The following is a 24,988-nucleotide window of genomic DNA, read 5'->3' on the forward strand; positions in this document are numbered from 1 at the left end:
AGGTGCGTCCAGCATCCGGCCTGAGGCCACACCGCCACCCTCAATTCCACCCCAAAGCCAAAACGGAGCGAGACCTCGCGACCAAATCGCTCCGCGAGCCTGTCCTCGCTAACTGCGCAACAGGCCCACAAGGGGAGAAGGTGGAGTTATAACCACCCAGGTAATTGAACTCCGCCCCTCGCCGCCCTACTCCTCTCCCATGACCACATCCCATATGTCCGCCGGCAGCCTGATCCGCGAATGGCGCACGCGGCGGCGCATGAGCCAGCTCGATCTCGCCATGGAGGCTGACATCTCGCAGCGGCATCTCTCCTTCGTCGAGAGCGGCCGCGCCCAGCCGTCGCGCGACATGGTGCTGCATCTGGCCGAGCAGCTGTCGATCCCGCTGCGACAGCGCAACCAGCTCCTGCTCGCCGCGGGCTTCGCACCAAGCTTCAGCGAAAAGCCGCTCACCGACGCAACGCTTGCGCCGGCGATGGCCGCGGTCGAGACCGTGCTCAAGGGCCACGAGCCCTTTCCGGCACTGGCGGTGGACCGGCACTGGAATCTCGTTTCCGCCAATGGCTCGATCGCCCCGTTCCTTGCCGATATTTCCGAGCCGTCCCTGCTCCAGCCCCCGGTCAATGTGCTGAGGCTCAGCCTTCATCCGGGTGGTGTGGCGCCGCGCATCGTCAACCTGGCGGAATGGCGCGCGCATCTGCTGGAGCGGCTCAAGCACCAGAACGACGCCACCGGCGATGGGGTGCTTATCGAGCTGGAGCGCGAGCTGCGGACCTATCCGTCCGGCCTAAAGAGCGGCCGGCCGGGGCCGGTCGAACCGAGCGGCATCGTCCATCCGCTCAAGCTCGCGCATGGCGATACGGTGCTGTCCTTCATCAGCACGATCACCGTTTTCGGCACGCCGCTCGACGTCACCCTGTCGGAGCTGGCGATCGAATCCTTCTTCCCGGCCGATGAGCAGACACGGGCGGTACTGGTGCGAACGGCGAAGGAGCGGGTTGCGGACTAAACCGGTAATGCTGGCGCACCCCCCTCTGGCCTGCCGGCCATCTCCCCCGCAAGCAAGGGGGGAGATCAAATGTCGCGGCCGCTTTCGTCAGTCATCAATGTGGCGGGAATTGCGCCGCCGACGGAACTGCCAATCTCCCCCCTTGCAGCGGAGATGTCCGGCAGGACAGAGGGGGTGTGAAGGAACTCGGCGCATGAGATTCACGCAACGGAACTATCCCTGCGGCGGTGCGGCTTTCCTGGTGCGCGTGCGCTCCAGGCCGAGCTGCCGCTCGCGCCAGATGATGAAGATGCCGGCGGCGACCACGATCACGCCGCCGACCAGCGTGTTGAGCGAGGTCACGTGGCCGAAGACGAAATAGCCGACGACGACGCCGAGGATCATCGAGGTGTACTCGAACGGCGCCACGACCGAGGCTTCGGCGTGGCGGTAGGCCGCCGTCATCAGGATCTGGCCGAGCCCGCCGCAGAAGCCCGAGACGACGAGCAGCGCAGCCTGCATCGGCGTCAACGCCTGCCAGCCGAAGGGCAGCGTGAAGAGCGACAGCACCGAAGCCGTCGAGGAAAACCACAACACGATGGTCGCCGTCTTCTCCGTCTGCACGAGATTGCGCACCAGAAGCATGGCGACGGCCGAGATCGCGGCGGCGATCAGCGCGGCCATGACGCCCAGCACCTCCTGGTCATCGAGGCCCGCGCCGGAATTGAGCAGCGTCAGTTCCGGCCAGGAGATGGTCAGCACGCCGGCAAGACCGACCGCGACCGCGCTCCAGCGATAGACGCGGATCGTCTCGCCGAGGAAAACCGAGGAGAACACCACGACCAGCAGCGGCTGCGCATAGTTCAGCGTGATCGCTTCGGGGAGCGGCAGCCTGGTCAGCGCGAAGAAGCCGAGCCCCATGGCGCCGACGCCGACCAGGCCGCGCGCGATATGGTTGAACGGACGCCTGGTCGTGAACGCGGTGGCGAGCTCGCCCTTGAAGGCCAGGAACGCGATGATCGGGAAGATGGCGAAGAATGAGCGAAAGAAGACGATCTGCCCGGCGGGCACGTCGCCGGCCGTCTTGATGCAGGTCTGCATGCCGACGAAAACCGTCACCGAGACGATCTTCAGCGTGATGCCGCGCAGCGTGTTGTGGCCGACGGCATGATCGACGGTCATATTGCCTCGTAAGGAGGGTCGGAAAACGAAGCCGCGAATGAGGCCTTTGCGCAGTTTTGTCGAGTGGCCGTTTCGTGTAAAGAGCGCGCACCTTAAAATTCTTGGACCAGCCAAGCTGGCCTTCCGCCCGAAATCGACAGGAAAAGTCTAGGAATGCGCACCGATACCGGCCATGTCTTCAGGCTCGAAGACTATCGCCCCAGCGACTATCTCATCCCCGCGACCAGCCTGGACTTCCGCCTGTCGCCGGACGCGACCCATATCACCGCGCTGCTTACCATCGAACGGCGCGAAGGCATCGCCGTCTCGGCGCCGCTGGTGCTCGACGGCGACGGGCTGACGCTGCTTGGCGTGGCGATAGACGGGAAAGCGCTGGCGGCCGGCGATTACGAGGCGACGGCGGACCGGCTGACGATCCTCAAGCCACCGGCGGCGCAGCGCTTCGAGCTGTGCCTGGAGACGGAGATCGCGCCCTCGCGCAATGAGGCGCTGATGGGCCTCTACCGCTCCAACAATGTCTATTGTACGCAATGCGAGGCCGAGGGCTTTCGCCGCATCACCTATTTCCTCGACCGCCCCGACATCCTGTCGGTCTACACGGTGCGCATCGAAGCGCCGCACAACGAGGCGCCGCTCTTGCTTTCCAACGGCAATCCCGTTGAACGCGGCACGCTCGCCGACGGCCGCCATTACGCGGTCTGGCACGACCCCTTCCCCAAACCCTCCTACCTCTTCGCGCTGGTGGCGGGCGCGCTCGGCAAGGTGGCGAGCAGCTTCACCACAATGTCCGGCCGGGAGGTCGAGCTCGGCATCTATGTCGAACCCGGCAAGGAGCGGCTTGCCGGATATGCGATGGACGCGCTGAAGCGCTCCATGAAATGGGACGAGGACGCCTTCGGCCGCGAATACGACCTCGACGTCTTCAACATCGTCGCCGTGTCCGACTTCAACATGGGCGCGATGGAGAACAAGGGCCTCAACGTCTTCAACGACAAATATGTGCTGGCCGACGAGGAGACCGCGACGGATGCCGACTTCGCCAATATCGAGGCGATCATCGCGCATGAATATTTCCACAATTGGACTGGCAACAGAATCACTTGCCGCGACTGGTTCCAGCTCTGCCTGAAGGAAGGGCTGACGGTTTACCGAGACCACGAATTCTCCGCCGACCAGCGTTCGCGGGCGGTGAGGCGCATCGCCGAGGTGCGCACGCTGCGCGCGCACCAGTTCCCGGAAGACCAGGGGCCGCTGGCGCATCCGGTCAGGCCGCGGCGCTACCGCGAGATCAACAACTTCTACACGGCGACCGTCTACGAAAAGGGTTCGGAAGTGGTGCGCATGATCCGCACCATCCTCGGCGCGGAGACCTTCCGTGCCGGCATGGACCTCTATTTCGAGCGGCATGACGGCGAGGCCGCGACGATCGAAGACTTTTTGAAAGTCTTCGAGGACGTCTCGGGCCGTGACCTCGCGCAATTCGCGCTTTGGTATCACCAGGCCGGCACGCCGAACCTGACTGTGAGCTCCACGCACAATGCGGCGGCCAAGGAGTTCACACTGGAGATCGAACAGTCGGTGCCGCCCACGCCGTCGGAAAGCCGCAAGCGGCTGATGCATATTCCTTTAGCCTTCGGCCTGGTCGGCGCCAACGGCAAGCCTGTCACCTGGACGGCCGTGGAGGGCGCAACTGTGGATGACGGCGTCATCCATATCCGCAAGCGCCGGCACAGGGTGCGGTTTTCGGGCGTCTCGGAACGGCCCTCGGTGTCGCTCAACCGCGGCTTCTCGGCGCCGATCACGCTTTCGGTGCAGCAGAAGACGGACGACCAGTTCTTCCTCGCGGCGCATGATAGCGATGCCTTCTCACGCTGGCAGGCATTCAACACGCTTTTGACCGACGCGCTGATCGCCGCCTTCCGCCAGATCCTCGGCGGCAAGCAGCCGGCCTTCGCGGCAAAGCTGGCCGTGTTGGCCGGCAGGATTGCCGGCGACGAGACGCTTGAGCCGGCCTACCGGGCCTTGGCGCTGGCGCTGCCCGGTGAAGCCGACATTGCCCGCGACATCGGCAAGGGCATCGACCCCGACGCCATCTTTGCCGCGCGCGAGGCGCTGGCGCGGACGATCGGCGAGGTGAACCGCGAGGCATTCGCGGCGCTCTATGACAGGCTTGCCGACAAGGGTCCGTTCAGCCCTGATGCTGCGAGCGCAGGACGGCGCGCGCTGCGCAACACTTTGCTCGACTACCTCTCGCTGCAGCCGGGTGGCGCGGGCCTCGCCGCGCGGCACTTCACCGCTGCCACCAACATGACCGATCGCGCCGCGGCGCTGGCCGTGCTGGCGCATCGCCACCCACGCACGGCCGAGGCCGAAGAGGCGCTGGCCGCCTTCGAGGCCCGCTATCGCAGCGACGCGCTGGTGCTGGACAAATGGTTCCAGATCCAGGCCGGCGTACCCGGCGCGAAGACCGTCGAGAAGGTGCGCGAGCTGATGCGACATCCGGCTTTCTCGATCGCCAACCCAAATCGGGTGCGTTCGCTGATCGGCACCTTCTCCAGCGCCAACCAGACCGGTTTCCACCGCGCCGACGGCGAAGGCTACTGCCTCTTCGCCGAGACGGTGCTGGAGGTGGAGAAGCGCAACCCGCAAGTGGCGGCGCGGCTGGCGACGGCGCTCAGGTCCTGGCGCTCGCTGGAGCCCAGACGGCAGGCCAAGGCGAGGCAGACGCTGCTCGACATGGCGAAGGTTGAGAACCTGTCGGCTGATCTGCGGGATATTGTGGAGCGAACGCTGGCTTAGCGCTCTTCCCGCTCCCCCTCGCGGGAGAAGGTGTCGCCAAAGGCGACGGATGAGGGGTGCTCCAGCTTGGCGGCGCCGCTCATCCGGCCAGAATTCGCCAGCGTCTCATTCCGCTGGAACACCCCTCATCCGTCTCGGCGCTGCGCGCCGATCCACCTTCTCCCACAAGGGGAGAAGGGAAAAAGACGAATTTCAATCAACTTTTAATCTTTTTTGCCCGCGCCTCTGGACAAGGCGAATCGGCTTTGATTCTTTAATGGCGATTCGGGCGTGCGGCGTATCCGGATCATCCAGTATACGGCAGATCGGGGAGTGCCATTTATGGCCAAGGCGGACGCGTGGGGCGCGCCCGGAGGGAAGGCTTTTGCGCGTCGCAAGGCAAGGAACGATGGACTTGCCGGCAATACGCGCCTGATCGCCGAACCTGCCTATCAGCGGCTCTTAGCCGCCGAGCCGCTGCTGCGCCGTTCGATCCCGGCTCTGATCATCATCTTCCTGATCGTCATCGCCGCGCTGCGCTTCGTGTCGCTGATGAACGAGCATGACGAGATCGAGCGCGACGCCAAGGCCGTGCTGGCGCTGGGCGCCGGCCAGATGGCGCAGGCTGTCACCGCCGACCCCAGCGCGGCCGGCGCCAACGCCATAAGCCTCCTGGAGAACACCAGCCGCCAGGGCGCCATGAGCCGGGCCCATGTGCTTGCCATCACCGACGCCGACTTCAAGGTCATCGCCGTCTCGCCGCTGTCCACGGGCTGGCAGGGCCGCACGCTCGACAGCCTCGTGCTGGGCGGCCAGCCGCTGTTCATGTTCGGCGACCGCGCCGGCGTGATGGATGTCAGCATCTCAGGACAGGACTGGTTTGCCGCCGTCAGCCTCGGCGGCGATCGCAAACATGCAGCCGCCGTGCTGGTGCCGCAGGAAGCGGTGTTCGACAGCTGGCGCAAGTCGATGTCGCTCAACGTCACGCTGTTCGTGCTGACGGCGGGCGTGCTGATCGTCATCCTCTATGCCTATTTCGGCCAGGCGGCGCGTGCCCAGGCCGCGGACCGCATCTATCTCGAGGCGCATCAGCGCATCGACATGGCGCTGGTGCGCGGCCGTTGCGGCCTGTGGGACTGGGACATGGTGCGCGGCAAGATGTACTGGTCGCGCTCGATGTACGATATGCTGGGCTACGAGCCCTGCGACACGATGCTTTCCTTCGGCGAGGTCGACGAGATCATCCATCCCGACGACGGCGACCTGTTCGAGCTCGCCAACCGCATCGTCGAACGCGAGATCGACCATATCGACCAGGTGTTCCGCATGCGCCATGCCGACGGACAGTGGGTGTGGATGCGGGCCCGCGCCCAGGTGATCGATCCGGAAGCACCGGAGATCCAGCTGATCGGCATCGCCGTCGACGTCACCGAGCAGCGGCACCTGGCGCTCCGGTCGGAAGCGGCAGACATGCGGCTGAGGACCGCGATCGAGAACATCAACGAATCCTTCGTGCTGTGGGACGCCGCCGAGCGGCTGATCATGTGCAATTCGAAGTTCCAGAAGGACAACGGGCTGTCGGACCGCGATGTCGTGCCCGGCATTCTCCGCGACTCGGTGGAGGAGCGGATGCTGGCCTTCGCCTCGGAGCGCAGGCTTGCCAACGCCAACGGGCCGCAGGGCGGCATCAGCTTCGAGCGCCAGCTCGCAGATGGCCGCTGGCTGCAGGTCAATGAGCTCAGAACCCGCGACGGCGGCATCGTCTCGGTCGGCTCCGACATCACCCAGATCAAGCTGCATCAGGAAAAGCTGGTCGATAGCGAGCGTCGGCTGATGGCGACAATCCACGATCTCAGCCTCGCCCGCCGCGCCGAGGAGGAACGCGCCAGCGAGCTGGTCGAGCTCAACCGCAAATACATGAAGGAAACCGAGCGCGCCGAGGCGGCCAATCGGGCAAAATCCGAATTCCTCGCCAACATGTCGCATGAGCTGCGCACGCCGCTCAACGCCATCATCGGCTTCTCCGAATTGATGCAGCAGGGCCTGTTCGGGCCGCTCGGCTCGGAGCGCTACGAGGAATACGCGACCGACATCAACGGCAGCGGCAAATACCTGCTCGGCGTCATCAACGACATCCTCGATATGTCGAAAATCGAGGCCGGCCAGTTCTCGCTCGACCGCGAGGAGATCGACCTCTGCCCGCTGATCAAGGAAACGGTACGGGTGATCTCGCTGCAGGCGGCGGAAAAGTCGATCAATGTCGAAACGCGCATCGCCGACGCGATGCGGGTCTACGCCGACCGCCGCGCGATCAAGCAGATCGCCATCAACCTTCTTTCCAATGCGGTGAAATTCACCGGACAGGGCGGCAAGATCACGGTCAGGGCGCGCAACACCTCAGGCGCGCTGCTGCTTACCATCGAGGACAATGGCTGCGGCATCCCCAAGCAGGCGCTGAGCAAGCTCGGCCGGCCCTTCGAGCAGGTGCAGAACCAGTTCTCCAAGAACCACACCGGCTCGGGACTCGGCCTCGCCATCTCGCGCTCGCTGGCCGAGCTGCAAGGCGGCGCGCTGAAGATCCGCTCGACCGAAGGCGTCGGCACCATCGTGTCGGTGCGCATTCCGCTGAAGAAGGCGCCAGCGGCGGTGAAGGCGGCGGCTTAATTCATCCCGTGTTTCGCCGCGCCCGCGCGAAGCAGCAGATCGAAGTCTTTCCTGACCTTCCGCGACGTCTCCTTAAGATGCGCCTCCAGCACAGCGAAATCCGGTAGATCGGTGACCGCCAGAAGCAGGTCCGAAAGCCCCGGGGGGACATCGTCGCGCTGGAACTCGCCGGTGAGGCAAAGCCTGATCATCTGGGTCAGCGCCAGATAGAGTCGATAGGCTTCGCCAAGCTCTTCGCGGATATCAGCTGCGACGAAATCCGGAGAAAGGCGGGCCAGAATGTCGGCCGTCGCCGTAACCCGACGGCCGGGCTCGACATTGCCGGTGATAGTCGCGACCTGGGCGATGAATTCGAGATCGATGAGCCCGCCCGGGATCAGCTTGATGTCCCAGAGGTCGCGCGACGGCTTCTCCTTTTCGATCAGCGCCCGCATGTCCGAGGCTTCGGCTTTCACCTTGGCGGCATCGCGCGGCTGCGCCAGCGCCGCCGCCACTTCCGTCTCGATCTCGGCGCAGAGCTCGGCATCGCCGCCGATGGCGCGGGCCCGTGCCAGCGCCATATGCTCCCAGGTCCAGGCGTCCTGGCGCTGATACTTTTTGAACGCGTCGATATGGGTGGCGACCGGTCCCTTGTTGCCGGAGGGGCGCAGGCGCAGGTCCAGATCGTAGAGCACGCCTTCGGCCGTCGGCGCCGAGACGGCGGCGATCAGGCGCTGCGTCATGCGGGTATAGTAATGCGAAGGCGCCAGCGGCTTCTCGCCGTCGGAGTCCTCGGCATCGGCATCATGGTCGTAGAGCAGGATGAGATCGACATCCGAACCCGCCGTGAGCTCGCGGCTGCCGAGCTTGCCCATGCCGAGCAGCGCCACCCTCCCGCCGGCGATCCTGCCATGGCGCAGCGCGAATTCGGCGATCACCGCGTCGAGCGCCGCCTCAATGGTGAGGTCGGCGAGATCGGAGAAGGCGCGCCCCGCCCGCGCCGGATCGATAGAGCCGGCAAGCAGGCGCACGCCGATCAGGAATTTCTGCTCGGAGGCGAAGATGCGCAACCGGTCGAGCACATCCTCATAGGCGCGGTCGCCCTCGATGAAAGCGGCGAGCCGCGCCGAGAGATAGGCGCGATCCGGCAGTTCGGTGAGCAATGCCGGATCGAGCAGGCCGTCGAAGACGTGCGGGCGGCGCGTGATGATGGCTGCCAGCCGCGGCGCGGCCCCCATGATGGTCGCCATCAGCTTAAGTAGCGCCGGGTTGGATTGCAGCAGGGAGAAAAGCTGGATGCCCGCCGGCAGGCCGGCGAGGAACTCGTCGAAGCGCATCAGCGCCTCGTCGGCGCGCCGCGTCTGGCCGAAGGCTTTGAGCAGCGCCGGCGTCAATTCCGTCAGCCGCTCGCGGGCTTCGGCCGATTGCGTGACGCGGTAGCGGCCGAAATGCCAGCCGCGGATGACACGGCAGATGTCACTCGGCCGCTGGAAGCCCAGGCGATGCAGCGTCTGCAGCGTGTCGGGATCGTCGACATCGCCGGTGAAGACCAGATTGCCGACGCCGGCCGAAAGTTCGGGAGCGGTTTCGAACAGCGCCGCATAGTGGCGCTCGACCTGCTGCAGCGAGGCGCGGAAGGCCTGCGTGAATTCCGCCTCGCCGGCAAAACCCAGCATCAGCGCGATGCGTTTCAGCTCCTCGTCTTCTTCCGGCAGGATATGCGTCTGCTCGTCCGCCACCATCTGAATGGCGTGCTCGACGCGGCGCAGGAACCAGTATTGCCGGGTGAGCGCGTCGCGCGCGTCGGCGGTGATCCAGCCGCGCGCGGCGAGCGCTGCGAGCATCGGCACCGTCTCGCGGCCGCGCAGTTCCGGGAAGCGACCGCCGGCGATGAGCTGCTGGGTCTGGACGAAGAACTCGATCTCGCGGATGCCGCCGCGGCCGAGCTTGACGTTGTGGCCCTTGACCGCGATCTCGCCATGGCCCTTGTGGGCATGGATCTGGCGCTTGATCGAATGGACGTCGGCGATCGCCGCATAGTCCATGTATTTGCGCCAGACATAGGGCTGCAATTCCTTGAGGAAGGCCGCGCCCGCGGCAACGTCGCCCGCCACCGGCCGCGCCTTGATCATGGCCGCGCGTTCCCAGTTCTGGCCGCGCGCCTCGTAATAGCGAAGTGCCGCCTCGACGGGGATCGCCAGCGGCGTCGAGCCGGGATCGGGGCGAAGCCTCAGATCGGTGCGGAAGACATAGCCATGCTCGGTGCGGTCCTGGAGGATGCGCACGAGACGACGGGTGAGCCTGGAGAACAGCTCGGTGGCGTCGAGCGGATCGGTGACGGCCGGCGCTTCCGGATCGAAGAAGACGACGAGGTCGATGTCGGAGGAGAAATTCAGCTCATGCGCGCCGAGCTTGCCCATACCGAGCAGGATCCAGCCCGAACCCTTCGCCGGTTCCGCCGGATTCGGCAGCTTGAGCTTGCCTTGCCGGTGCGCGTCGAGCAGCAGGAAATCGACGGCGGCTTTTGTGCAGGCATCCGCGAGATCGCTGAGACGGCGCACCGTCACCGAGGTCTCCGCTTCACCCGAAAGATCGGCCAGCGCGATCAGGAAATGCGCTTCGGTCTTCCATTGCCGCAGCGCCATCATCAGGCTCGATTCCGAGGCATCATCCCCGCTGGCCGCGCCGCCGATCGCCTCGCCGATGGCGCCGAGCCGCGCTTCGATTTTCCGGTCGAACAGCGTGTCGAGAATTGCCGGCCGCCGGCGCGCGACATCGCGCAAGAAGGGCGAGAGGTCAAAGACGGCCGCCAGCAGGTCCTGCAGCGGCCCCTCGCCCGCCAGGAACGCAGCAAGGCGGGAAAGCCCCTCTTCCTCGGCGGCATCGGCGATTTCCGACAATTCGCGCCGGGCATAGCCTGCATCCAAAGGGCAGAGTGCCAGCGTCGGGCTAAGCCGGAACTCGGATTCGATTATCTTCTTCGCCATTTATCCGCGCCATCAATGCGTCTCCCGCAACGGGAAACTCATGACCACGGACAATCCGGGATTGGCGGGCAAAAGATCAAGCCTTCCGTTGTGGAAAGTCATGATCGCCTTGGCCAGGCTGAGGCCGAGACCCGAGCCCGGCTGCGAGCGGCTCTTTTCCAGGCGCACGAAGCGCTCGGTGGCCCGGGCACGATCGGCGTCGTCGGGAATGCCGTGGCCATTGTCGGTGACGGTAAGCTTGACCTCGTTGCCGACGCGCTCCAGCGCCACCCGCACTTTTGGTGCCTCGGCAGCGTCGGTCGAGTATTTGATGGCGTTGTCGACGATGTTGGACAGCGCCTGGCCGATCAGCTCGCGGTTGCCGTTGATCGTCAAGGCCTCGGGCGCGGTCGCTTCCAGCGCGACGCCCGCTTCCTCAGCCACCGGCTCGTAGAGCTCGACAACATCGCTCACCGTGGCGGCGAGATCGACGGGGCCGGTCTGTTCCGAGGAATAGCCGGCCTCCAGGCGCGAGATCATCAGGATGGCGTTGAACGTCTTGATGAGCTGGTCGGATTCCGCGATCGTGCCTTCCAACGCCTGGCGGTAATCCTCGATCTTGTGCCGGCCGGCGAGCGTCGCCTCGGCGCGGTTGCGAAGCCTGGTCAGCGGCGTTTTCAGATCATGGGCGATGTTGTCGGAGACCTGCTTCAGCCCCTCGTTCAGCATGGCGATCCTGGCCAGCATCGAATTGAGGTTTTCCGACAGGCGGTCGAATTCGTCGCCGGCGCCGGTGACCGGCAGCCGTCCGGACAAATCGCCGCCCATGATGCGGCGGCTGGCGTCCGAGACGCTGTCGATGCGCTTCAGCGCGGCGCGCCCGACGAAGAACCAGATCAGAATGCCGCCAAGCCCCATCATGCCGAGCGCCAGAGTCAGCGCGCGACTGATGACCGCGCGGAAGCGCTCCGGCTCGCCGAGGTCGCGGCCGACCAGCATGATCATCTGGTTGGGCAGTCTCAGCACCAGCGCGATGGCGTTATGGCCCTTTTCCCCTGTCGATTGGGGAGTGTTGCTGTTGTCGCCGGTCTGGGGTGCGGGCTGGTCGGTAGCCCCACTGCGCAGCCGGTCGAGCTCACCCTCGCCGAAGCGCTGGTAGGAAAACGGTTCCGTCGTCCAGCCCTCGGTCTCGATCACCCCCGGCTCCAGGCTCTGCACATTGCCGGTCAGGATCTGGCCATTGGCATCGGCGATCAGATAGAGATTGGCGCCGGGCTGGCGCGAGCGGGCTTCGACGACGCGCACCAGCACCGGCAGGCCGCCGCGTTGATAGGCGCGGGCAAGGCCCAGCACCTCGTCATTGATGGTCTCCTGCGTCTGCGCGGTCAACATGCGCGCCGACAGCGACGTCATGTAAAGGACGAGCAGCACCGCGCAGAGCGCGAAAAGCAGAAGATAAAGCGCCGAAAGCCGGGCCGCCGTCGTCTTCATGATGGCCGGCAGGGAAAGAGCCATCTTGCTCCCTAGCCGCCTTTCAGCATGTAGCCGGCGCCGCGGATCGTGTGCAGGATCGGCTTGTCGAAGCCCTTTTCGATCTTGCCGCGCAGGCGCGAGACGTGGACATCGATGACATTGGTCTGCGGATCGAAGTGATAATCCCAGACATTTTCCAGAAGCATGGTGCGCGTCACCACCTGGCCGGCATGGCGCATCAGATATTCGAGCAGGCGGAACTCGCGCGGCTGCAGCGTGATCTCGCGGCCGGCGCGCTTGACCGAATGCGACAGCCGATCGAGCTCGAGATCGCCGACGCGGTAAACGGTCTCGGACTCGCGCGCGCTGGCGCGGCGGTTCAGCACCTCGACGCGGGCGAGCAATTCGGAAAAGGCATAGGGCTTGGTGAGATAATCGTCGCCGCCGGCGCGCAATCCGGTGACGCGATCATCGACCTCGCCCAAGGCCGAAAGGATCAGCACCGGCGTGGTGTTGCCGCGCGAGCGAAGGGCGGCGATCACCGACAGACCGTCGCGGCGTGGCATCAGCCGGTCGACCACCATCACGTCATAGTCGCCGGCATCGGCGAGCGCGAAGCCGGTCTCGCCGTCGCCGGCGACATGGGCGGTGTGGCCCGCCTCGGCGAAGGCTTTCTGCAAGTAGTCCGCCGCCTCGCGATCGTCTTCCATGATGAGAATCTTCATGGAGCCGTTATACGCGATTTCATTGGAAGGTTGAGGGGCAGTCATTCTTCATGCCTTGCATTCATTAGTCGCATGTCTTCTTCCCAAAACCGGCGACCACTTTTGGGCGACATGCATTTCGTTCCGCATGTCGTGATGCCAAAACCGGTGCCCACTTTGGGCGACATGCGATAAGCGGCAGCGGGTGATGGGAAACCCGCTGCCGCCAGGAGCGAAACACGGTGACTGACTTACGTGCTCGGCCCCATGTTTCCCCACGGCGGCTCGGGGGTGTTGATACCGCCATGGGGAAAGTTGAAAGTCGATGTCAGCCCTTGCCGACCGGCAGCGCGACGAAGCGGTTCGAGTCGTCGCGGGTGATCTGCATCAGCACGGCCTTGCGGCCGGCCTTGGCGGCATCGGTCATCGCCTTGGAGACGTCGTCGGTTGTGTTCACGTCGTTCGAGTTGATCGAGGTGATGACGTCGCCGGGCTGGATGCCGCGGTCGGCCGCGTTGCTGTCGGGATCGACATCGGTGACCACGAGGCCCTTGCCGTTTTCGGCCTTGGTGACGGTCAGGCCGAGATCGGCAAGCGTGTCGGGTTTGGCGGCGGGCGCCGACTGCTTGTTGCTGTCGTCGTTCGAGGCCTGCTTGTCGCTCGCGGGCAGCGTGCCGAGATCGACCTTGACCGTCTCGTCCTTGCCGTTGCGCCAGACGGTGACGTCGACCGGTTTGCCCGGCGCGAATGCGCCGATCATGCGGGCGAGCTCCTTCGGCGAGGCAACGTCCTTGCCGTCGACCTTGGTGATGACGTCACCGGCGACGATGCCCGCCTTCTTGCCCGGCCCGCCGTCCTGGGCGCTCGAGACCAGCGCGCCCTTGTCCGACTTCAGGCCGAGCGACTCGGCGATGTCGGAGGTGACCGGCTGAATCTCGACGCCGAGCCAGCCGCGCTGAACCGAGCCGCTCTTCATCAGGTCCTGGACGACCTGCTTGGCGGTCGAGGCCGGGATGTCGAAGGCGATGCCGACGCTGCCGCCCGACGGCGAGAAGATGGCAGTGTTGATGCCGATCACCTGGCCGTTGAGGTTGAAGGTCGGACCACCCGAATTGCCGCGGTTGACCGAAGCGTCGATCTGGATGAAGTCGTCATAGGGGCCGGCGCCGATGTCACGGCCGCGGGCCGAGACGATGCCGGCGGTGACGGTGCCGCCAAGGCCGAAGGGATTGCCGACGGCAACCACCCAGTCGCCGATGCGGACCTTGGAATCGTCGGCGAAGTCGACATAGGTGAACTTGTTGCCGCCGCCATCGACCTTGAGCACGGCAAGGTCGGTGCGCGGGTCGGTGCCGATCAGCTTGGCGTCAAGCTCCTTGCCGTCATTGGTGACGACGCTGAAATCCGAGCCTTCCGAGACGACGTGGTTGTTGGTGACGAGATAGCCGTCTTCCGAGATGAAGAAGCCCGACCCTTGAGCGACCGGACGCGGCTGGCCATTGCCATGGTCGCGATGGTTGAAGCGGCGCATGCCGAACTGGCCACCCTGACCCTGGTCGCCAAAGCCACGGAATTCCTTGAAGAAGCGGCGCAGCTGCGGATTGTCGGGCAGATTGTCGAAGCCGTCCTGATCGTCCGAGCCGTCGTCGGCCGTCGGCTGGATCTTGGCCTTGACCTTGACGCTGACGACCGCCGGCGAGACATGCTCCACGACATCGGCGAAACTCGGCACCTGCGGGGCTTCGACGCGCACTGCATCGGCCAGCACGGGGGCGGTGCCGGTGGCAAGCGCGCCCGCGCCGACCGCACCGATAACGGCCAGGGACGCTGCAGCCGCCATCAGGCGCTTTCGGGTGGAGGCAAATGATTTGGGGGCATTATTCATGGGGTTTTCTTGTCCTCTATCGACGTGGATGCGCTCAGGCGAAGCATCCTCGGGCAAGAGGATTAGAGAGCCGCACATTACGGCGCCATTTCCGATACATGAAAGTTTTGTAATGTTGGGGGTGACCACAGGCATGCCGCGCTCGAAGGCTTGGCGGAAGCACCCGAGACTTCGTCATTCCAGGGTCTGCGCGCGTCGCTCCGCTCCTTGCTCCGCCATAGAATGACGATCCGAGAGCGGTTGAAGCCAATCACCAAGGTCCGCGATGGCGCTCAGTTGCGCAGCATCTTATCCAGGGCTTCCTGCTCTTCGGCAGAAAGCGCGGCCGATGCCGGGCGGCGCGAGCGGGCAGTGAGCACGATGAACAGGCCGCCGGCCAGGAGCAGAAGCACCGGCGCGCCCCATAAAAGCGCGTTGCGCAGGCTGAAGCGCGGCTTGAGCAGAACGAATTCGCCGTAGCGCGAGACAATATAGTCCAGCACCTGCTGGTCGGTGTCGCCGGCGACGAGGCGCTGGCGCACGAGGATGCGCAGGTCGCGGGCAAGATCGGCATCGGATTCCTCGATCGACTGGTTTTGGCAGACCATGCAGCGCAGGCCTTCGGACAGCACACGCGCCCTCGCCTCCAGCGCCGGGTCCTGCAACACTTCGTCGGGCTTCACCGCTTGGGCCGCCCCGGCGAAAAACAGCGCCAGCAGCAGGACCAGCGAGGCGAGTGAAAATCTCGCCCTCATGTCGGGTTCGCCAGGGCTGCGGCCGGTGTTCGCCGCTTTGCCGGCGCACCGACGCGCAGGCGGCGGTCGAGCAGCGACATGGCGGCGCCCGCCATCATCACCAGGCCGCCGCCCCAGATCAGCGTCACCAGCGGCTTCCACCAGAGGCGCACGACGACGGAGCCGTCATTGTTCTCGTCGCCGAGCGACAGATAGAGCTGGCTCAATCCAATCGTCCTGATGCCGGACTCGGTCGTCACCGTCTGGCGCACCGGGTAGAAGCGTTTTGCGGAGGTGATCGCGCCATCGGCGTTGCCGTCGGCGCCCATCAGCAGGAAGCGGCCGCGATCCTCGGTGAAGTTCGGGCCTTTCTGCGGCGAGAGCCCTTCGAAGCGCAGCGTGTGGCCGGAGAGCTCCACCGTTTCGCCAGGGCGCATGGAAAGAATTTTTTCGGTGCCGAAACAGAGCGTGCCGACGATGCCGAGCAAGGTCAGCCCGAGGCCGAGATGGGCCAACGCCGTGCCGAAGACGGAGCGCGGCAGGCCGGCGAAGCGGCGCAGCATGACGGCCGGCGCCACAGAGCCGAAGCCGGATTTGACGGCAAGGTCGCTCAGCGCGCCGCCGACCAGCCAGACGGCGAGGCCGACGCCGAGGGCGGCAAAGACCGAGGCGCCGTCGATGAACAGGCCGGTTACCAGCATCGCGGCGATCGCCGCCGCGAAAGCCGCCATCAGCCGCTGCGAGGCGGCAATGATGTCGCCACGCTTCCAGGCGAGCAAGGGGCCGAACGGCACGATCGCCAATAGCGGCAGCATCAGCGGGCCAAAGGTCAGGTCGAAGAAGGGCGCGCCGACCGAGATCTTGCCGCCGGTCAGCGCTTCGAGCGCCAGCGGGTAGAGCGTGCCGACCAGCACCGTTGCCGTGGCGGTGGTGAGGAACAGGTTGTTCAGCACCAGCGCGCCCTCGCGCGAGATCGGATGGAACAGGCCGCCCGCAGTCAGCCGCGAGGCGCGAAGCGCAAAGAGCGCCAGCGAGCCGCCGATGAACAGCGTGAGGATGCACAGGATGAAGACGCCGCGCGCCGGGTCGGTGGCAAAGGCATGCACCGAGGTGAGCACGCCGGAACGCACCAGGAAAGTGCCGAGCAGCGACAGCGAGAAGGTCAGGATGGCCAAGAGCAGCGTCCAGATCTTCAGCGCCGAGCGCTTCTCCATGACGATCGCCGAATGAAGCAGCGCAGTGCCGGCAAGCCAGGGCATGAAAGAGGCGTTCTCGACCGGATCCCAGAACCAGAAGCCACCCCAGCCGAGCTCGTAATAAGCCCAGTAGGAGCCCATGGCGATGCCGCCGGACAAAAACATCCAGGCGACAAGCGTCCAGGGCCGCACCCAGCGTGCCCAGGAGGCGTCGATGCGCCCCTCGATCAGCGCCGCGACCGAGAAGGAGAAGCAGATCGAGAAGCCGACATAGCCGAGATAAAGCATCGGCGGGTGGATCGCGAGGCCGAGGTCCTGCAGGATCGGGTTGAGATCGCGGCCCTCGATCGGCGCCGGATTGAGACGGATGAACGGGTTAGACGTCGCCAGGATGAACAGGAAGAAGGCGGCGCCGATCATGCCCTGCACGGCCAGCACATTGGCCTTGAGCGTCGCCGGCAGATTGTTGCCGAAGACGGCGACGAGCGCGCCGAAGAAGGTCAGGATCAGCACCCAAAGCAGCATCGAGCCTTCGTGGTTCCCCCAGGTGCCGGTGATTTTGTAGATCATCGGCTGCAGGGAGTGAGAGTTCTCCCACACGCTCGCTACCGAGAAGTCCGAGCCGGCATAGGCGCTGGCAAGGGCGGCGAAGGAGAGTGCGGTCAGCGCGAAGCCGGTCACCGTAACCGGACCGCCGACCGCCATCAGCCGCTGGTTGCCGGTGCGGGCGCCGACCAGCGGCACCAGCATTTGCACCAGCGACAGCGCGAAGGCGAGGACAAGCGCGAAATGTCCAGTCTCAACCATCAGTTCGTACTTTCCTGCCAGACGCCCTTGGCCTTCAGGCCGTCGGCGACTTCCTTCGGCATGTAGCGCTCGTCGTGCTTGGCCAAGACGCTGTCGGCAACGAAGACGCCGTCCGGGCCGAAAGCGCCCTCGGTGATGACGCCCTGCTCCTCGCGGAACAGATCGGGCAGGATGCCGGTATAGGTGATCTTGACCGATTTCTGCTTGTCGGTGACCGAGAAGGCGACAGTGGCGCCCTGCCCGCGCACGACGGTGCCCTTCTCGACGAGACCGCCGAGCCGGATGCGCTGGCCGGGCGGCACACTCGCCGTGGCGAGATCGGCCGGCATGTAGAAATAGGAGGCCTTCTGTCCTAGCGCATAGAAGGTGAGTCCGGCAGCGGCACCGAGGAAAGCCAGCCCCGCCAGGATCACCGACATCCGCTTCTGCTTGCGCGTCATTGCCTTACTCCGTCGCCGTCACGCCGAGCGAGGCGGCGAAGGCGGTGAATTTCTTGGCCTGTTCACTGTCCGCGCCAAAGGCGGCGACAGCGCGGCCGAGCGCGTCGCGCGCCTGGTCGGCCTTGCCAAGCACGACATAGGAACGGATGAGCCGCATCCATCCTTCCTCGTCGCGGGGATTCTGCTTCAATTTGTCGTCGAGCCCGGCGACCATGGTCTCGATCATCGCCTGCCGGTCCTGGGGCGACATCTGCTGCGCGGCTTCCACCTGTTGCGCGTCGGAGCCTTTGGCCGGCGCGGCATCGGCGACAGCGGGGCCGCCCGCCTCGGCGAGCGCCTGCTGGACGGCGCTGCGCCAGAGCGAATCCGGCGCGAGCTGGCCGAGCATCTTTTGCCAGGCGGCAACGGCATCGGCCTTCTTGCCTTCCTGGGCGAGGCCCACCGCCAGGTAGAAATTCGCCTTGGCGTTGGCCGGATCGAGCTTCAGGGCTGCCTCGAAGGCTTTTTGAGCGTCCGCCGAAACGATGCCGCCGGCAGCACTGGCGATCGCCTCGCCAAGACCTGCTTGGCGCACGGCGCTGTCGCCGTCGAGGCGGATCGCGTTGCGGTAGGCGGTCACGGCGTCAGGAAAGCGCTGCAGCCGAAGATAGATCGGCGCCAGCACGTCCCAGCCCTTCCCGTCGGACGGATTGGCGGCGAGATGGGCTTCAGCGCGGGCGACCAGTTCGTCGACCGAGGAATCGGCCGGGTTCTTGGCCAGACGTTCGGCCAGCGGCTGCGACGGCAGATCGGGAGAGCCGAGCATGCCGTAAAGCCCCCAGCTCAGCAGGGGAACCGCAAGCACGGCCACGCTGGCAACCCATCTGGCGCTGCGCGAGGGCTTGGACATTGCCGCGCCGGGTTGCGCAGCCGCGCCCAGACGCAGGATGCGGCGGCCGATCTCGGCACGCGCCTCCTCGGCCTCCCCGGGCTGGATCAGGCCGCGCGCCATGTCGCGGTCGAGTTCGGACAGCTGGTCGCGATAGACTTCGAGATCGTGATCACCGGCCGGCGACGCGCCTTTCATGCCGCCGGTAAGCGGCAACAGCACCGCCAGGCTGGCGCCCAGCGTGAGGATTGCGGCTATGACCCAGAACAGCATGCCCATTCCAATAACGGCAGAGCCCTGTCCTGCCAACATGGCCATCGTGCGACGCTTTGACGGCGGGCGCGCCACTCGGCCTTGATCGAACTCAACCCGAGCAAATAATTAGGCAGGCCCGGCTTGTCTTCTAGCTCAGCGGCGTCCAGCTGCCGTCGGCGTTGCGGCAGGCGGTGCCGCGCGCGGTGACGCCCGCGCCGCTTGTATAGACGGTGTGGGTGTACTGGCGGCAATCCTGCGAGCCTACCCGATAGGGCTGGGCGGCGACGACCTCGCCATAATGCGAGGAGTTGTCGCTCTTCCACGTCACCTTCTGGCCACTGGTGTTGTATTCCAGCGCCTTATATTCCGCTTCCAGGCCCTTGCGCTTTTCGGCGTCGCTGAGGCCCGAACCGATCAATCCTCCGATAAGCCCGCCATTCATGGCCGAAACGATGCTGGTCGAGACCTTGCCGCCGGTCGGCGGCGTAGAAACAGGCGTGACAGGAGAGGTCGGACCACCCTTGCCTAGCGTCGTGCAGCCGGAAACGGCGAGCAGGGCGGAAACGAACGCGACGCGAATCTTCATGCCGACAACCGGTTCTCTTCAGCGGGATGGAACTGGATGGACTGGGGGCGCGCCATCAGGACGTTTTCATCGCCATAGTGTTGATATTTGTCGGAAATTTGGCCGTTGGCAGCCGCACGCAAATCGATAAAAAAAATCACTGAAGGCTCCGCAATCTCACCACCACCCTCAAGCCGCCTATGCTGGACCGTTCCAGCGCCAGCGAGCCTCCATACTCGTTGACGAGGTCGGCGACAATGGCAAGGCCAAGCCCGGTTCCCGGCTTCGTCTCGTCCAGTCTCTTGCCACGCTTCAACACCTCCCGCGCGCTCTCCTCGGGAATGCCCGGACCGTCGTCCTCTATAACGATCTCAAACAGGTTGCCGCTTCCCGAAATAGTGGCGATCGTCACGCCAACGGCGCTCTTTGCCCATTTCATCGCGTTGTCGAGCAGATTGCCGAGCAGTTCCTCGAGATCCTCGCGCTCACCGGCAAAGACGATCTCGGCTGACGGCAGGGACAGCGTCAGCCCGGTTTGCGGGTTGAGCTTGCGCACAACGCGCACCATGCGCTCGACCAGCGGCGAAACCGGCGTGCGGAAGACGACGCTGTCGCGCTGCGCGGCGACACGCGCGCGCTGCAGATAATGGTCGACCTGTTTCTGCATGGAGGCAGCCTGCTCGGCGATCAATTGGCCCTTGGCGCCGCCGAGCGCGCGCCCTTCGTTGATCAGCACGGCTAAAGGCGTCTTCAGCGAATGGGCAAGGTTGCCGACCTGGGTGCGCGAGCGCTCGACGATGCGCCGGTTGTTCTCGATCAGCGCGTTGGTCTCGTTGGCCAGCGGCTCGATCTCGGCCGGGAAGCTGCCGTCGAGCCGCTGCGCGGTGCCTTCGCGCACCATGGCTAGCGCGTTGCGGACCTGGCGCAAAGGCTGGAGACCCAGCAGAATGGCGATAGCGTTGATGGCGATCATGCCGACGCCGAACAGCGAGAGATAAGTGAGCAGGCGACGCTGGAAACTCGCGATCTCCTGTTCGAGCTCGCTGTGGTTGCCCATGACGCGGAAACGCGCGGCGCGGTTCTTGGCGTCGAGGACGAACTCGCTCTCGAACACTTCGAGCCGCTCACCCTTGATGCCTTCCATCGAGTAGCTGCGCTGGAAATTCGCGTTGAAAGGCACCTCCGCCACGCTCGGCGACAGGAGCGAGGTCGTCATCGAGGAGGAATGGATTTCGCCGTGCACGCCTTCGGAGGCGGGCTCCACCGACCAGTACCAGCCGGAATTCGGCTCGGAAAAGCGCAGGTCGCCAAGGTCGGGCGAGCCGGTCAGCGCACCGCTGTCGGAAATGCCGACTGAGCCGATCAGGTTGAACAGATGCGCCGAAAGCAGGCTGTCGAAGCCGCGTTCGCTGGCCTGGCGGTAAAGCGTGGTGATGAGGGTGAAGATGACGACCAGCGTCAGGATCGCCCAGATGGTCGAAAAGGCGATGACGCGAAAGGTCAGCGAGCGCGGCCAGAGCCGCAGCCTTGAAAGCCACGTTCTCATCGTTGGCTTCAGCGGTTCCGCGTCACGCCTCCGGCTCACGCATGCGGTAGCCCATGCCACGCACAGTTTCGATCATGTCGATGCCCATCTTCTTGCGAAGCCTGCCGACAAACACCTCGATGGTGTTGGAATCGCGGTCGAAATCCTGATCGTAGAGATGCTCGACCAGTTCGGTGCGCGACACCACGTCGCCCATATGATGCATCAGATAGGCGAGCAGCCGGAACTCGTGCGAGGTGAGTTTGAGCGGCACGCCGTTCACGTCGGCCTTGGACGCCTTGGTGTCCAGCCGCAGCGGTCCGCAGGTAAGCTCGGACGAAGCATGGCCCGCTGCGCGACGGATCAGCGCCCGCACCCGGGCCAGCACCTCCTCGATATGAAAGGGCTTTGTCACATAGTCGTCGGCGCCGGCGTCGATGCCGGCGACCTTGTCGCTCCAGCGGTCACGCGCGGTGAGGATCAGCACAGGCATCTTGCGCCCGCCGCGGCGCCAACGCTCGACGACGCTGATGCCATCCATCTGCGGCAAGCCGATATCGAGGACCACAGCATCGTAAGGCTCGGTGTCGCCGAGGAAATGCCCCTCCTCGCCGTCATAGGCGCGGTCGACCACATAGCCGGCATCGACCAGCGCATCGGCCAGTTGCCGGTTGAGATCCTTGTCATCCTCGACGACGAGCACGCGCATGGGTTGAAGCCTGTTGTTGGGTGGACGTATAGGCCGATTCCGCCAGCCAGGGAAACGAGAGGGGTCAGCCCATCGGGACGACGATTTCCGAGCGGCGCGGACGCTGTCCATCCTTGCCTGGAACGAGCACGACGATGACGCAGACCTGCTGGCCTCCCCGCGTCGCTTGCGAGGCCTTGGCCAGCGTGCCGCCGTTCTGCGCGGCAACCTGCTGACCGATGGCGTAGCAATCGTTGGCGGCAAGCACGACCGTCTGGTCGACCGATGGGTCGATGACCGGCATTGCCGTCGTCTGCGACGCAAAGAAGCCGGCTGCGGCAAGCGCCAGCACTGCTTTGCGGAGGTGGAACCAAAGATTTTTCATGATCACGATTCTAGCGCATATGGGCTGAACGTGAAATGAACGGTGAACAATCGAAAATCCATGCCCGCCATTCCCCCTGCGCGCGTGCCGATGCCAAGACTCCCTCAAGCCGGCTTCGGATTCATAGCCGGAAAAACAGTCGATCCGCTACGCTTTTTGGCCTCCCGATTCCGCCCCCGCGCTACCTAGTGTAGAAACGCCGGACGACGATGGGGAGGATGCGATGGCGCGCGAGGATATTGCCGATCTCTACCGGGGCTACGTCGCCTGCCTGAATGACCAGGATTGGGACAGTCTCGGCCGCTTCGTCGGCGACGAGGTCCAGTATAATGGCGAGACAATCGGACTTTCGGGCTATCGCCGCATGCTCGAGGGCGATTTCGAGGCCATTCCCGACCTGCGCTTCAACATCGAGCTTCTGATCTCGGAGCCGCCGCGCGTGGCGGCTCGCCTGCATTTCGACTGCCGGCCCAAGGGCGTGTTGTTCGGCCTGCCGGTCCACGGCAAGCGCGTCAGCTTTGCCGAAAACGTCTTTTACGAATTCCACGACAGCCGCATAAGGGAGGTCTGGTCGGTCATCGACAAGGCCGCGATCCAGGCGCAGCTCTAGGGTGTGTTGATGTTCAGGTGAGGCCGGCCTGCAAATGCCGGCTTCCTGCGCTTCCAGGTGCTCAGGTACTTTAAGTACGCTCCGCTCCGGCCTTCGCCGGCCGAAGCCCTCTTAAGTGTATGCGCTCTATGAAGGCTACGGCCGGCGTAGGCCGGTTCTCGGAAGCCACCATTTTCGACTCGGCCTGACCTGAATCTCAACACACCCTATGCACTTTCCTGCGTCAAGGCGCGGAAACGCAGCAATCCATGATGGACCGCAAGGTCCTCGTCATACCGTGCCTCGGCGAATTCCAGCGACAGCCGCGTCTGGCCGCGCGGACCGATGGACAGTGCCGCGCCATCGAGGCGCGCCTTGATGCTATCCATAATGAGGCGTGTCTCGGCCTCGCCTTGAGCTTTCGACCAGACGTGCAAGGTGACCAGCTGGTGATTGTCGTTGTCGGCGCCGGTCTCAAGGTCGAAGGCGCTGGTACGACCGTAGGTGACGTTCGGAAAGGCGGCCTTGTCGTTCGCCTGCTCGAGCAGGCCCGCGCCGCCGAGCAGCGCCGACAGCGACGCGTCGGTTTTTAGCCTCAGGAACAAGGCCTGCATCAAATCGTCAGGCGCCGTCATCTACCGTCCATCGCCAAACATGTCTCCGCGCCACGCCAATCTCCGGCAACGTAACCGCGCTCGCGATCCGATGCCAGATCGCGAATCGCTTTGACTATAACGTGAAGGGCGAAGGTCTCGAATTTGTTACGTTTTCGTCAAATCACGGCACCGGAGCCGCGCCGCCTTCTTCGGTGCGCTTGGCAATGAACTCGTCGAGCACACCGACGGCAGCGGCGGCGGAGGCCGGCGGCTGGAAGTCGGCGAGGATCCGTTTCCATATGCTGGTCGCGCGTTCCGTCGCCGTCTTCGAACCGGATTGCGTCCAGTTGCCGAAATTCGACCAGTCAGCCACGACCGGCTCGTAGAAGGCGGTGCGGTAGCGAGCCATCGTATGCGCGGCCGAGAAGAAATGACCTCCGGGCTGCACTTCGGCAATCGCTTCGAAGCCGATGGCGTCGGCGTCGCCCGGCGTTGTGGCGCAAAGCTCGGCGACCGTCTGCAGCGCCTCGACGTCGGTGATCAGCTTTTCCAGCGAAACGCTGAGACCGCCTTCCAGCCAGCCGGCGGCGTGGATGCAGACGGTGGCGCCGGCCAGCACCGAGCCCCATAGCGCGAACTGTGTCTCGTGCGCGGCCTGCGCATCGGAGACGTTGGCGGCGCTGCCGCCGCCGGAACGCCAAGGCAGGCCTGTATAGCGAGCTAGCTGCCCCGCCCCAAGCGTCGCCTTGATGTGTTCCGGCGTGCCGAAGGCCGGTGCGCCGGACTTCATGTCGACATTGGACGAGAAGGAGCCATAGACCACCGGCGCGCCGGGCCGCACGATTTGGGCCAGCGTCAGGCCGGCTAGCGCCTCGGCATGCTGCAAGGTCAGCGCGCCGGCGACCGTGATCGGCGCCATGGCGCCGGCCAGGCAGAAAGGCGTGATGACCAGGACCTGGCCGGCCTTGGCGAAGTCAATGATGCCTTGCGCCATCGGGATATCCAGCTGACGCGGTGAATTGGTGTTGATGACAGTGTAGCAATGGGCGCCGGCGCGGAACTCGTCCTGCGAAAGGCCCCGCGCCAGGCGGATCATCTCGAAACCGTCCTCGACCTGCGGCGTGCCGCGCGCAAAGATAAAGGGGAACTTGTCCGACAGCGTTAGCTGCGCCCGGTTGACGGCATAGTGGCGCAAGCGGTTGTCGATGTCCTGCGGCTCGACGCAGGGTCCGAGCATGTGCAACACATCGAAATGCTGGATCAGCTTCATGAATTCTTCGAAGGCCTGGAGCGTGCCCGGCCGTCGTCCCCGCTCGAGATCGGTGACATTGGGAGCACCGGAGCCGGCCAGGAAGGCCATCGAGCCGAGCTCGAGCGTCAGGTCGCGCGAGCGATCGCCGCCGAGTGCCGGAATGGAGCGCGGCGCCGAGGCAAGTGCTGCCTCGACCATGTCGCGGCTGATCCTGACCATCTGGCTGTCTTCGTCGACCAAAGCGCCGGCCTTGGCGTAGATGGCGCGGGCCTCGGGCAGCAGCACCTTGATGCCGAGCTCTTCCAGCACGCGCAGCGCGGTAGCGTGGATGGCCGCGACCTGGTCGTCGGAAAAGATCGGCTGCGGCAGGAAGGGGTTCTTCAGCGACCGGTAGTTCGGATGCCGACTCGTATCGCTGCCCGCCTCGCCGGTGCGTCCCCGCCGGCGCTCGCGCCTGAGATCACGTGCGGCCTCGTCAATCATGGCGGTT

The 24,988-nt window shown here is 65.0% G+C and carries 21 protein-coding genes; 5 read left to right on the forward strand and 16 right to left on the reverse strand.

Going from position 1 to position 24,988, the window contains the following annotated elements:
• Positions 1 to 199: 199 nt before the first annotated feature.
• Complete coding sequence (locus tag O7A05_RS23200; RefSeq protein ID WP_337095272.1) at positions 200 to 1,009, forward strand: helix-turn-helix domain-containing protein; 810 nt, start codon at positions 200 to 202, stop codon at positions 1,007 to 1,009.
• Positions 1,010 to 1,222: 213 nt separating this feature from the next.
• On the opposite strand, the gene O7A05_RS23205 is transcribed toward O7A05_RS23200, so the two are convergent.
• Positions 1,223 to 2,170, reverse strand: coding sequence for a DMT family transporter (locus O7A05_RS23205; protein ID WP_337095273.1), 948 nt, complete (start codon positions 2,168 to 2,170; stop codon positions 1,223 to 1,225).
• 153 nt (positions 2,171 to 2,323) lie between these two features.
• Here O7A05_RS23205 and pepN point away from each other — a divergent pair, with 153 nt between their 5' ends.
• The 3 genes from pepN (at position 2,324) to O7A05_RS23220 (ending at position 7,612) form a co-directional block, all read left to right on the forward strand.
• Positions 2,324 to 4,969 (forward strand): aminopeptidase N, encoded by a 2,646-nt coding sequence (gene pepN / locus O7A05_RS23210; RefSeq protein WP_337095274.1) that lies wholly within the window; start codon positions 2,324 to 2,326, stop codon positions 4,967 to 4,969.
• Between the two features lie 56 nt (positions 4,970 to 5,025).
• Positions 5,026 to 5,226: a hypothetical protein gene (locus O7A05_RS23215; protein WP_337095275.1), complete on the forward strand. Its 201-nt coding sequence runs from the start codon at positions 5,026 to 5,028 to the stop codon at positions 5,224 to 5,226.
• A 64-nt stretch (positions 5,227 to 5,290) separates the two neighbouring features.
• A complete protein-coding gene (locus O7A05_RS23220; RefSeq protein ID WP_337095276.1) occupies positions 5,291 to 7,612 on the forward strand; it encodes a PAS domain-containing sensor histidine kinase in 2,322 nt (773 codons plus the stop codon).
• Here O7A05_RS23220 and O7A05_RS23225 read toward each other — a convergent pair.
• From O7A05_RS23225 to O7A05_RS23285, 13 genes are all read right to left on the reverse strand, one after another.
• Positions 7,609 to 10,578 (reverse strand): bifunctional [glutamine synthetase] adenylyltransferase/[glutamine synthetase]-adenylyl-L-tyrosine phosphorylase, encoded by a 2,970-nt coding sequence (locus tag O7A05_RS23225; protein ID WP_337095277.1) that lies wholly within the window; start codon positions 10,576 to 10,578, stop codon positions 7,609 to 7,611. The genes O7A05_RS23220 and O7A05_RS23225 overlap by 4 nt on opposite strands.
• 12 nt (positions 10,579 to 10,590) lie before the next feature.
• Positions 10,591 to 12,072: a sensor histidine kinase gene (locus tag O7A05_RS23230; protein ID WP_337095278.1), complete on the reverse strand. Its 1,482-nt coding sequence runs from the start codon at positions 12,070 to 12,072 to the stop codon at positions 10,591 to 10,593.
• 8 nt (positions 12,073 to 12,080) lie between these two features.
• Positions 12,081 to 12,755, reverse strand: a complete 675-nt coding sequence (locus tag O7A05_RS23235; protein WP_224588053.1) for a response regulator transcription factor — start codon at positions 12,753 to 12,755, stop codon at positions 12,081 to 12,083.
• 307 nt (positions 12,756 to 13,062) lie between these two features.
• Complete coding sequence (locus O7A05_RS23240) at positions 13,063 to 14,619, reverse strand: Do family serine endopeptidase (protein ID WP_337095279.1); 1,557 nt, start codon at positions 14,617 to 14,619, stop codon at positions 13,063 to 13,065.
• A gap of 272 nt (positions 14,620 to 14,891) precedes the next feature.
• Positions 14,892 to 15,353 carry a cytochrome c-type biogenesis protein gene (locus O7A05_RS23245; protein ID WP_337095280.1) on the reverse strand — a complete coding sequence of 154 codons (462 nt, stop codon included), beginning with the start codon at positions 15,351 to 15,353 and terminating at the stop codon, positions 14,892 to 14,894.
• Positions 15,350 to 17,335, reverse strand: a complete 1,986-nt coding sequence (locus O7A05_RS23250) for a heme lyase CcmF/NrfE family subunit (RefSeq protein WP_337095281.1) — start codon at positions 17,333 to 17,335, stop codon at positions 15,350 to 15,352. Before O7A05_RS23250 ends, O7A05_RS23245 begins: the two co-directional genes overlap by 4 nt.
• Positions 17,335 to 17,775, reverse strand: coding sequence for a cytochrome c maturation protein CcmE (gene ccmE / locus O7A05_RS23255; RefSeq protein WP_337095282.1), 441 nt, complete (start codon positions 17,773 to 17,775; stop codon positions 17,335 to 17,337). Before ccmE ends, O7A05_RS23250 begins: the two co-directional genes overlap by 1 nt.
• A 4-nt stretch (positions 17,776 to 17,779) precedes the next feature.
• Entirely contained in the window at positions 17,780 to 18,916 is a 1,137-nt protein-coding gene (gene ccmI, locus O7A05_RS23260; RefSeq protein ID WP_337095283.1) for a c-type cytochrome biogenesis protein CcmI, read from the reverse strand.
• A 130-nt stretch (positions 18,917 to 19,046) separates the two neighbouring features.
• The gene (locus O7A05_RS23265) at positions 19,047 to 19,484 is read right to left on the reverse strand and encodes a hypothetical protein (protein WP_337095284.1); all 438 of its coding nucleotides are present in this window, start codon (positions 19,482 to 19,484) and stop codon (positions 19,047 to 19,049) included.
• Complete coding sequence (locus O7A05_RS23270; protein ID WP_337095285.1) at positions 19,481 to 19,624, reverse strand: hypothetical protein; 144 nt, start codon at positions 19,622 to 19,624, stop codon at positions 19,481 to 19,483. Before O7A05_RS23270 ends, O7A05_RS23265 begins: the two co-directional genes overlap by 4 nt.
• On the reverse strand, positions 19,621 to 21,009 hold the full coding sequence (locus tag O7A05_RS23275) for an ATP-binding protein (RefSeq protein WP_337095286.1): 1,389 nt from the start codon (positions 21,007 to 21,009) through the stop codon (positions 19,621 to 19,623). The genes O7A05_RS23270 and O7A05_RS23275 overlap by 4 nt, the downstream gene beginning before the upstream one ends.
• 22 nt (positions 21,010 to 21,031) lie before the next feature.
• Positions 21,032 to 21,697, reverse strand: a complete 666-nt coding sequence (locus tag O7A05_RS23280; protein ID WP_224588071.1) for a response regulator transcription factor — start codon at positions 21,695 to 21,697, stop codon at positions 21,032 to 21,034.
• 64 nt (positions 21,698 to 21,761) lie between these two features.
• Complete coding sequence (locus O7A05_RS23285; RefSeq protein ID WP_337095287.1) at positions 21,762 to 22,061, reverse strand: hypothetical protein; 300 nt, start codon at positions 22,059 to 22,061, stop codon at positions 21,762 to 21,764.
• A 223-nt stretch (positions 22,062 to 22,284) separates the two neighbouring features.
• Here O7A05_RS23285 and O7A05_RS23290 point away from each other — a divergent pair, with 223 nt between their 5' ends.
• Positions 22,285 to 22,671, forward strand: a complete 387-nt coding sequence (locus O7A05_RS23290; protein WP_337095288.1) for an ester cyclase — start codon at positions 22,285 to 22,287, stop codon at positions 22,669 to 22,671.
• A gap of 206 nt (positions 22,672 to 22,877) precedes the next feature.
• Here O7A05_RS23290 and O7A05_RS23295 read toward each other — a convergent pair whose 3' ends face one another.
• Positions 22,878 to 23,285, reverse strand: coding sequence for a DUF3168 domain-containing protein (locus O7A05_RS23295; protein ID WP_337095289.1), 408 nt, complete (start codon positions 23,283 to 23,285; stop codon positions 22,878 to 22,880).
• A gap of 142 nt (positions 23,286 to 23,427) precedes the next feature.
• Positions 23,428 to 24,981, reverse strand: coding sequence for a trimethylamine methyltransferase family protein (locus tag O7A05_RS23300; RefSeq protein ID WP_337095290.1), 1,554 nt, complete (start codon positions 24,979 to 24,981; stop codon positions 23,428 to 23,430).
• Positions 24,982 to 24,988 lie beyond the last annotated feature (7 nt).

The organism is Mesorhizobium argentiipisi (SeqCode) (assembly GCF_037179585.1).
In the GTDB taxonomy this organism is placed as follows: domain Bacteria; phylum Pseudomonadota; class Alphaproteobacteria; order Rhizobiales; family Rhizobiaceae; genus Mesorhizobium; species Mesorhizobium argentiipisi.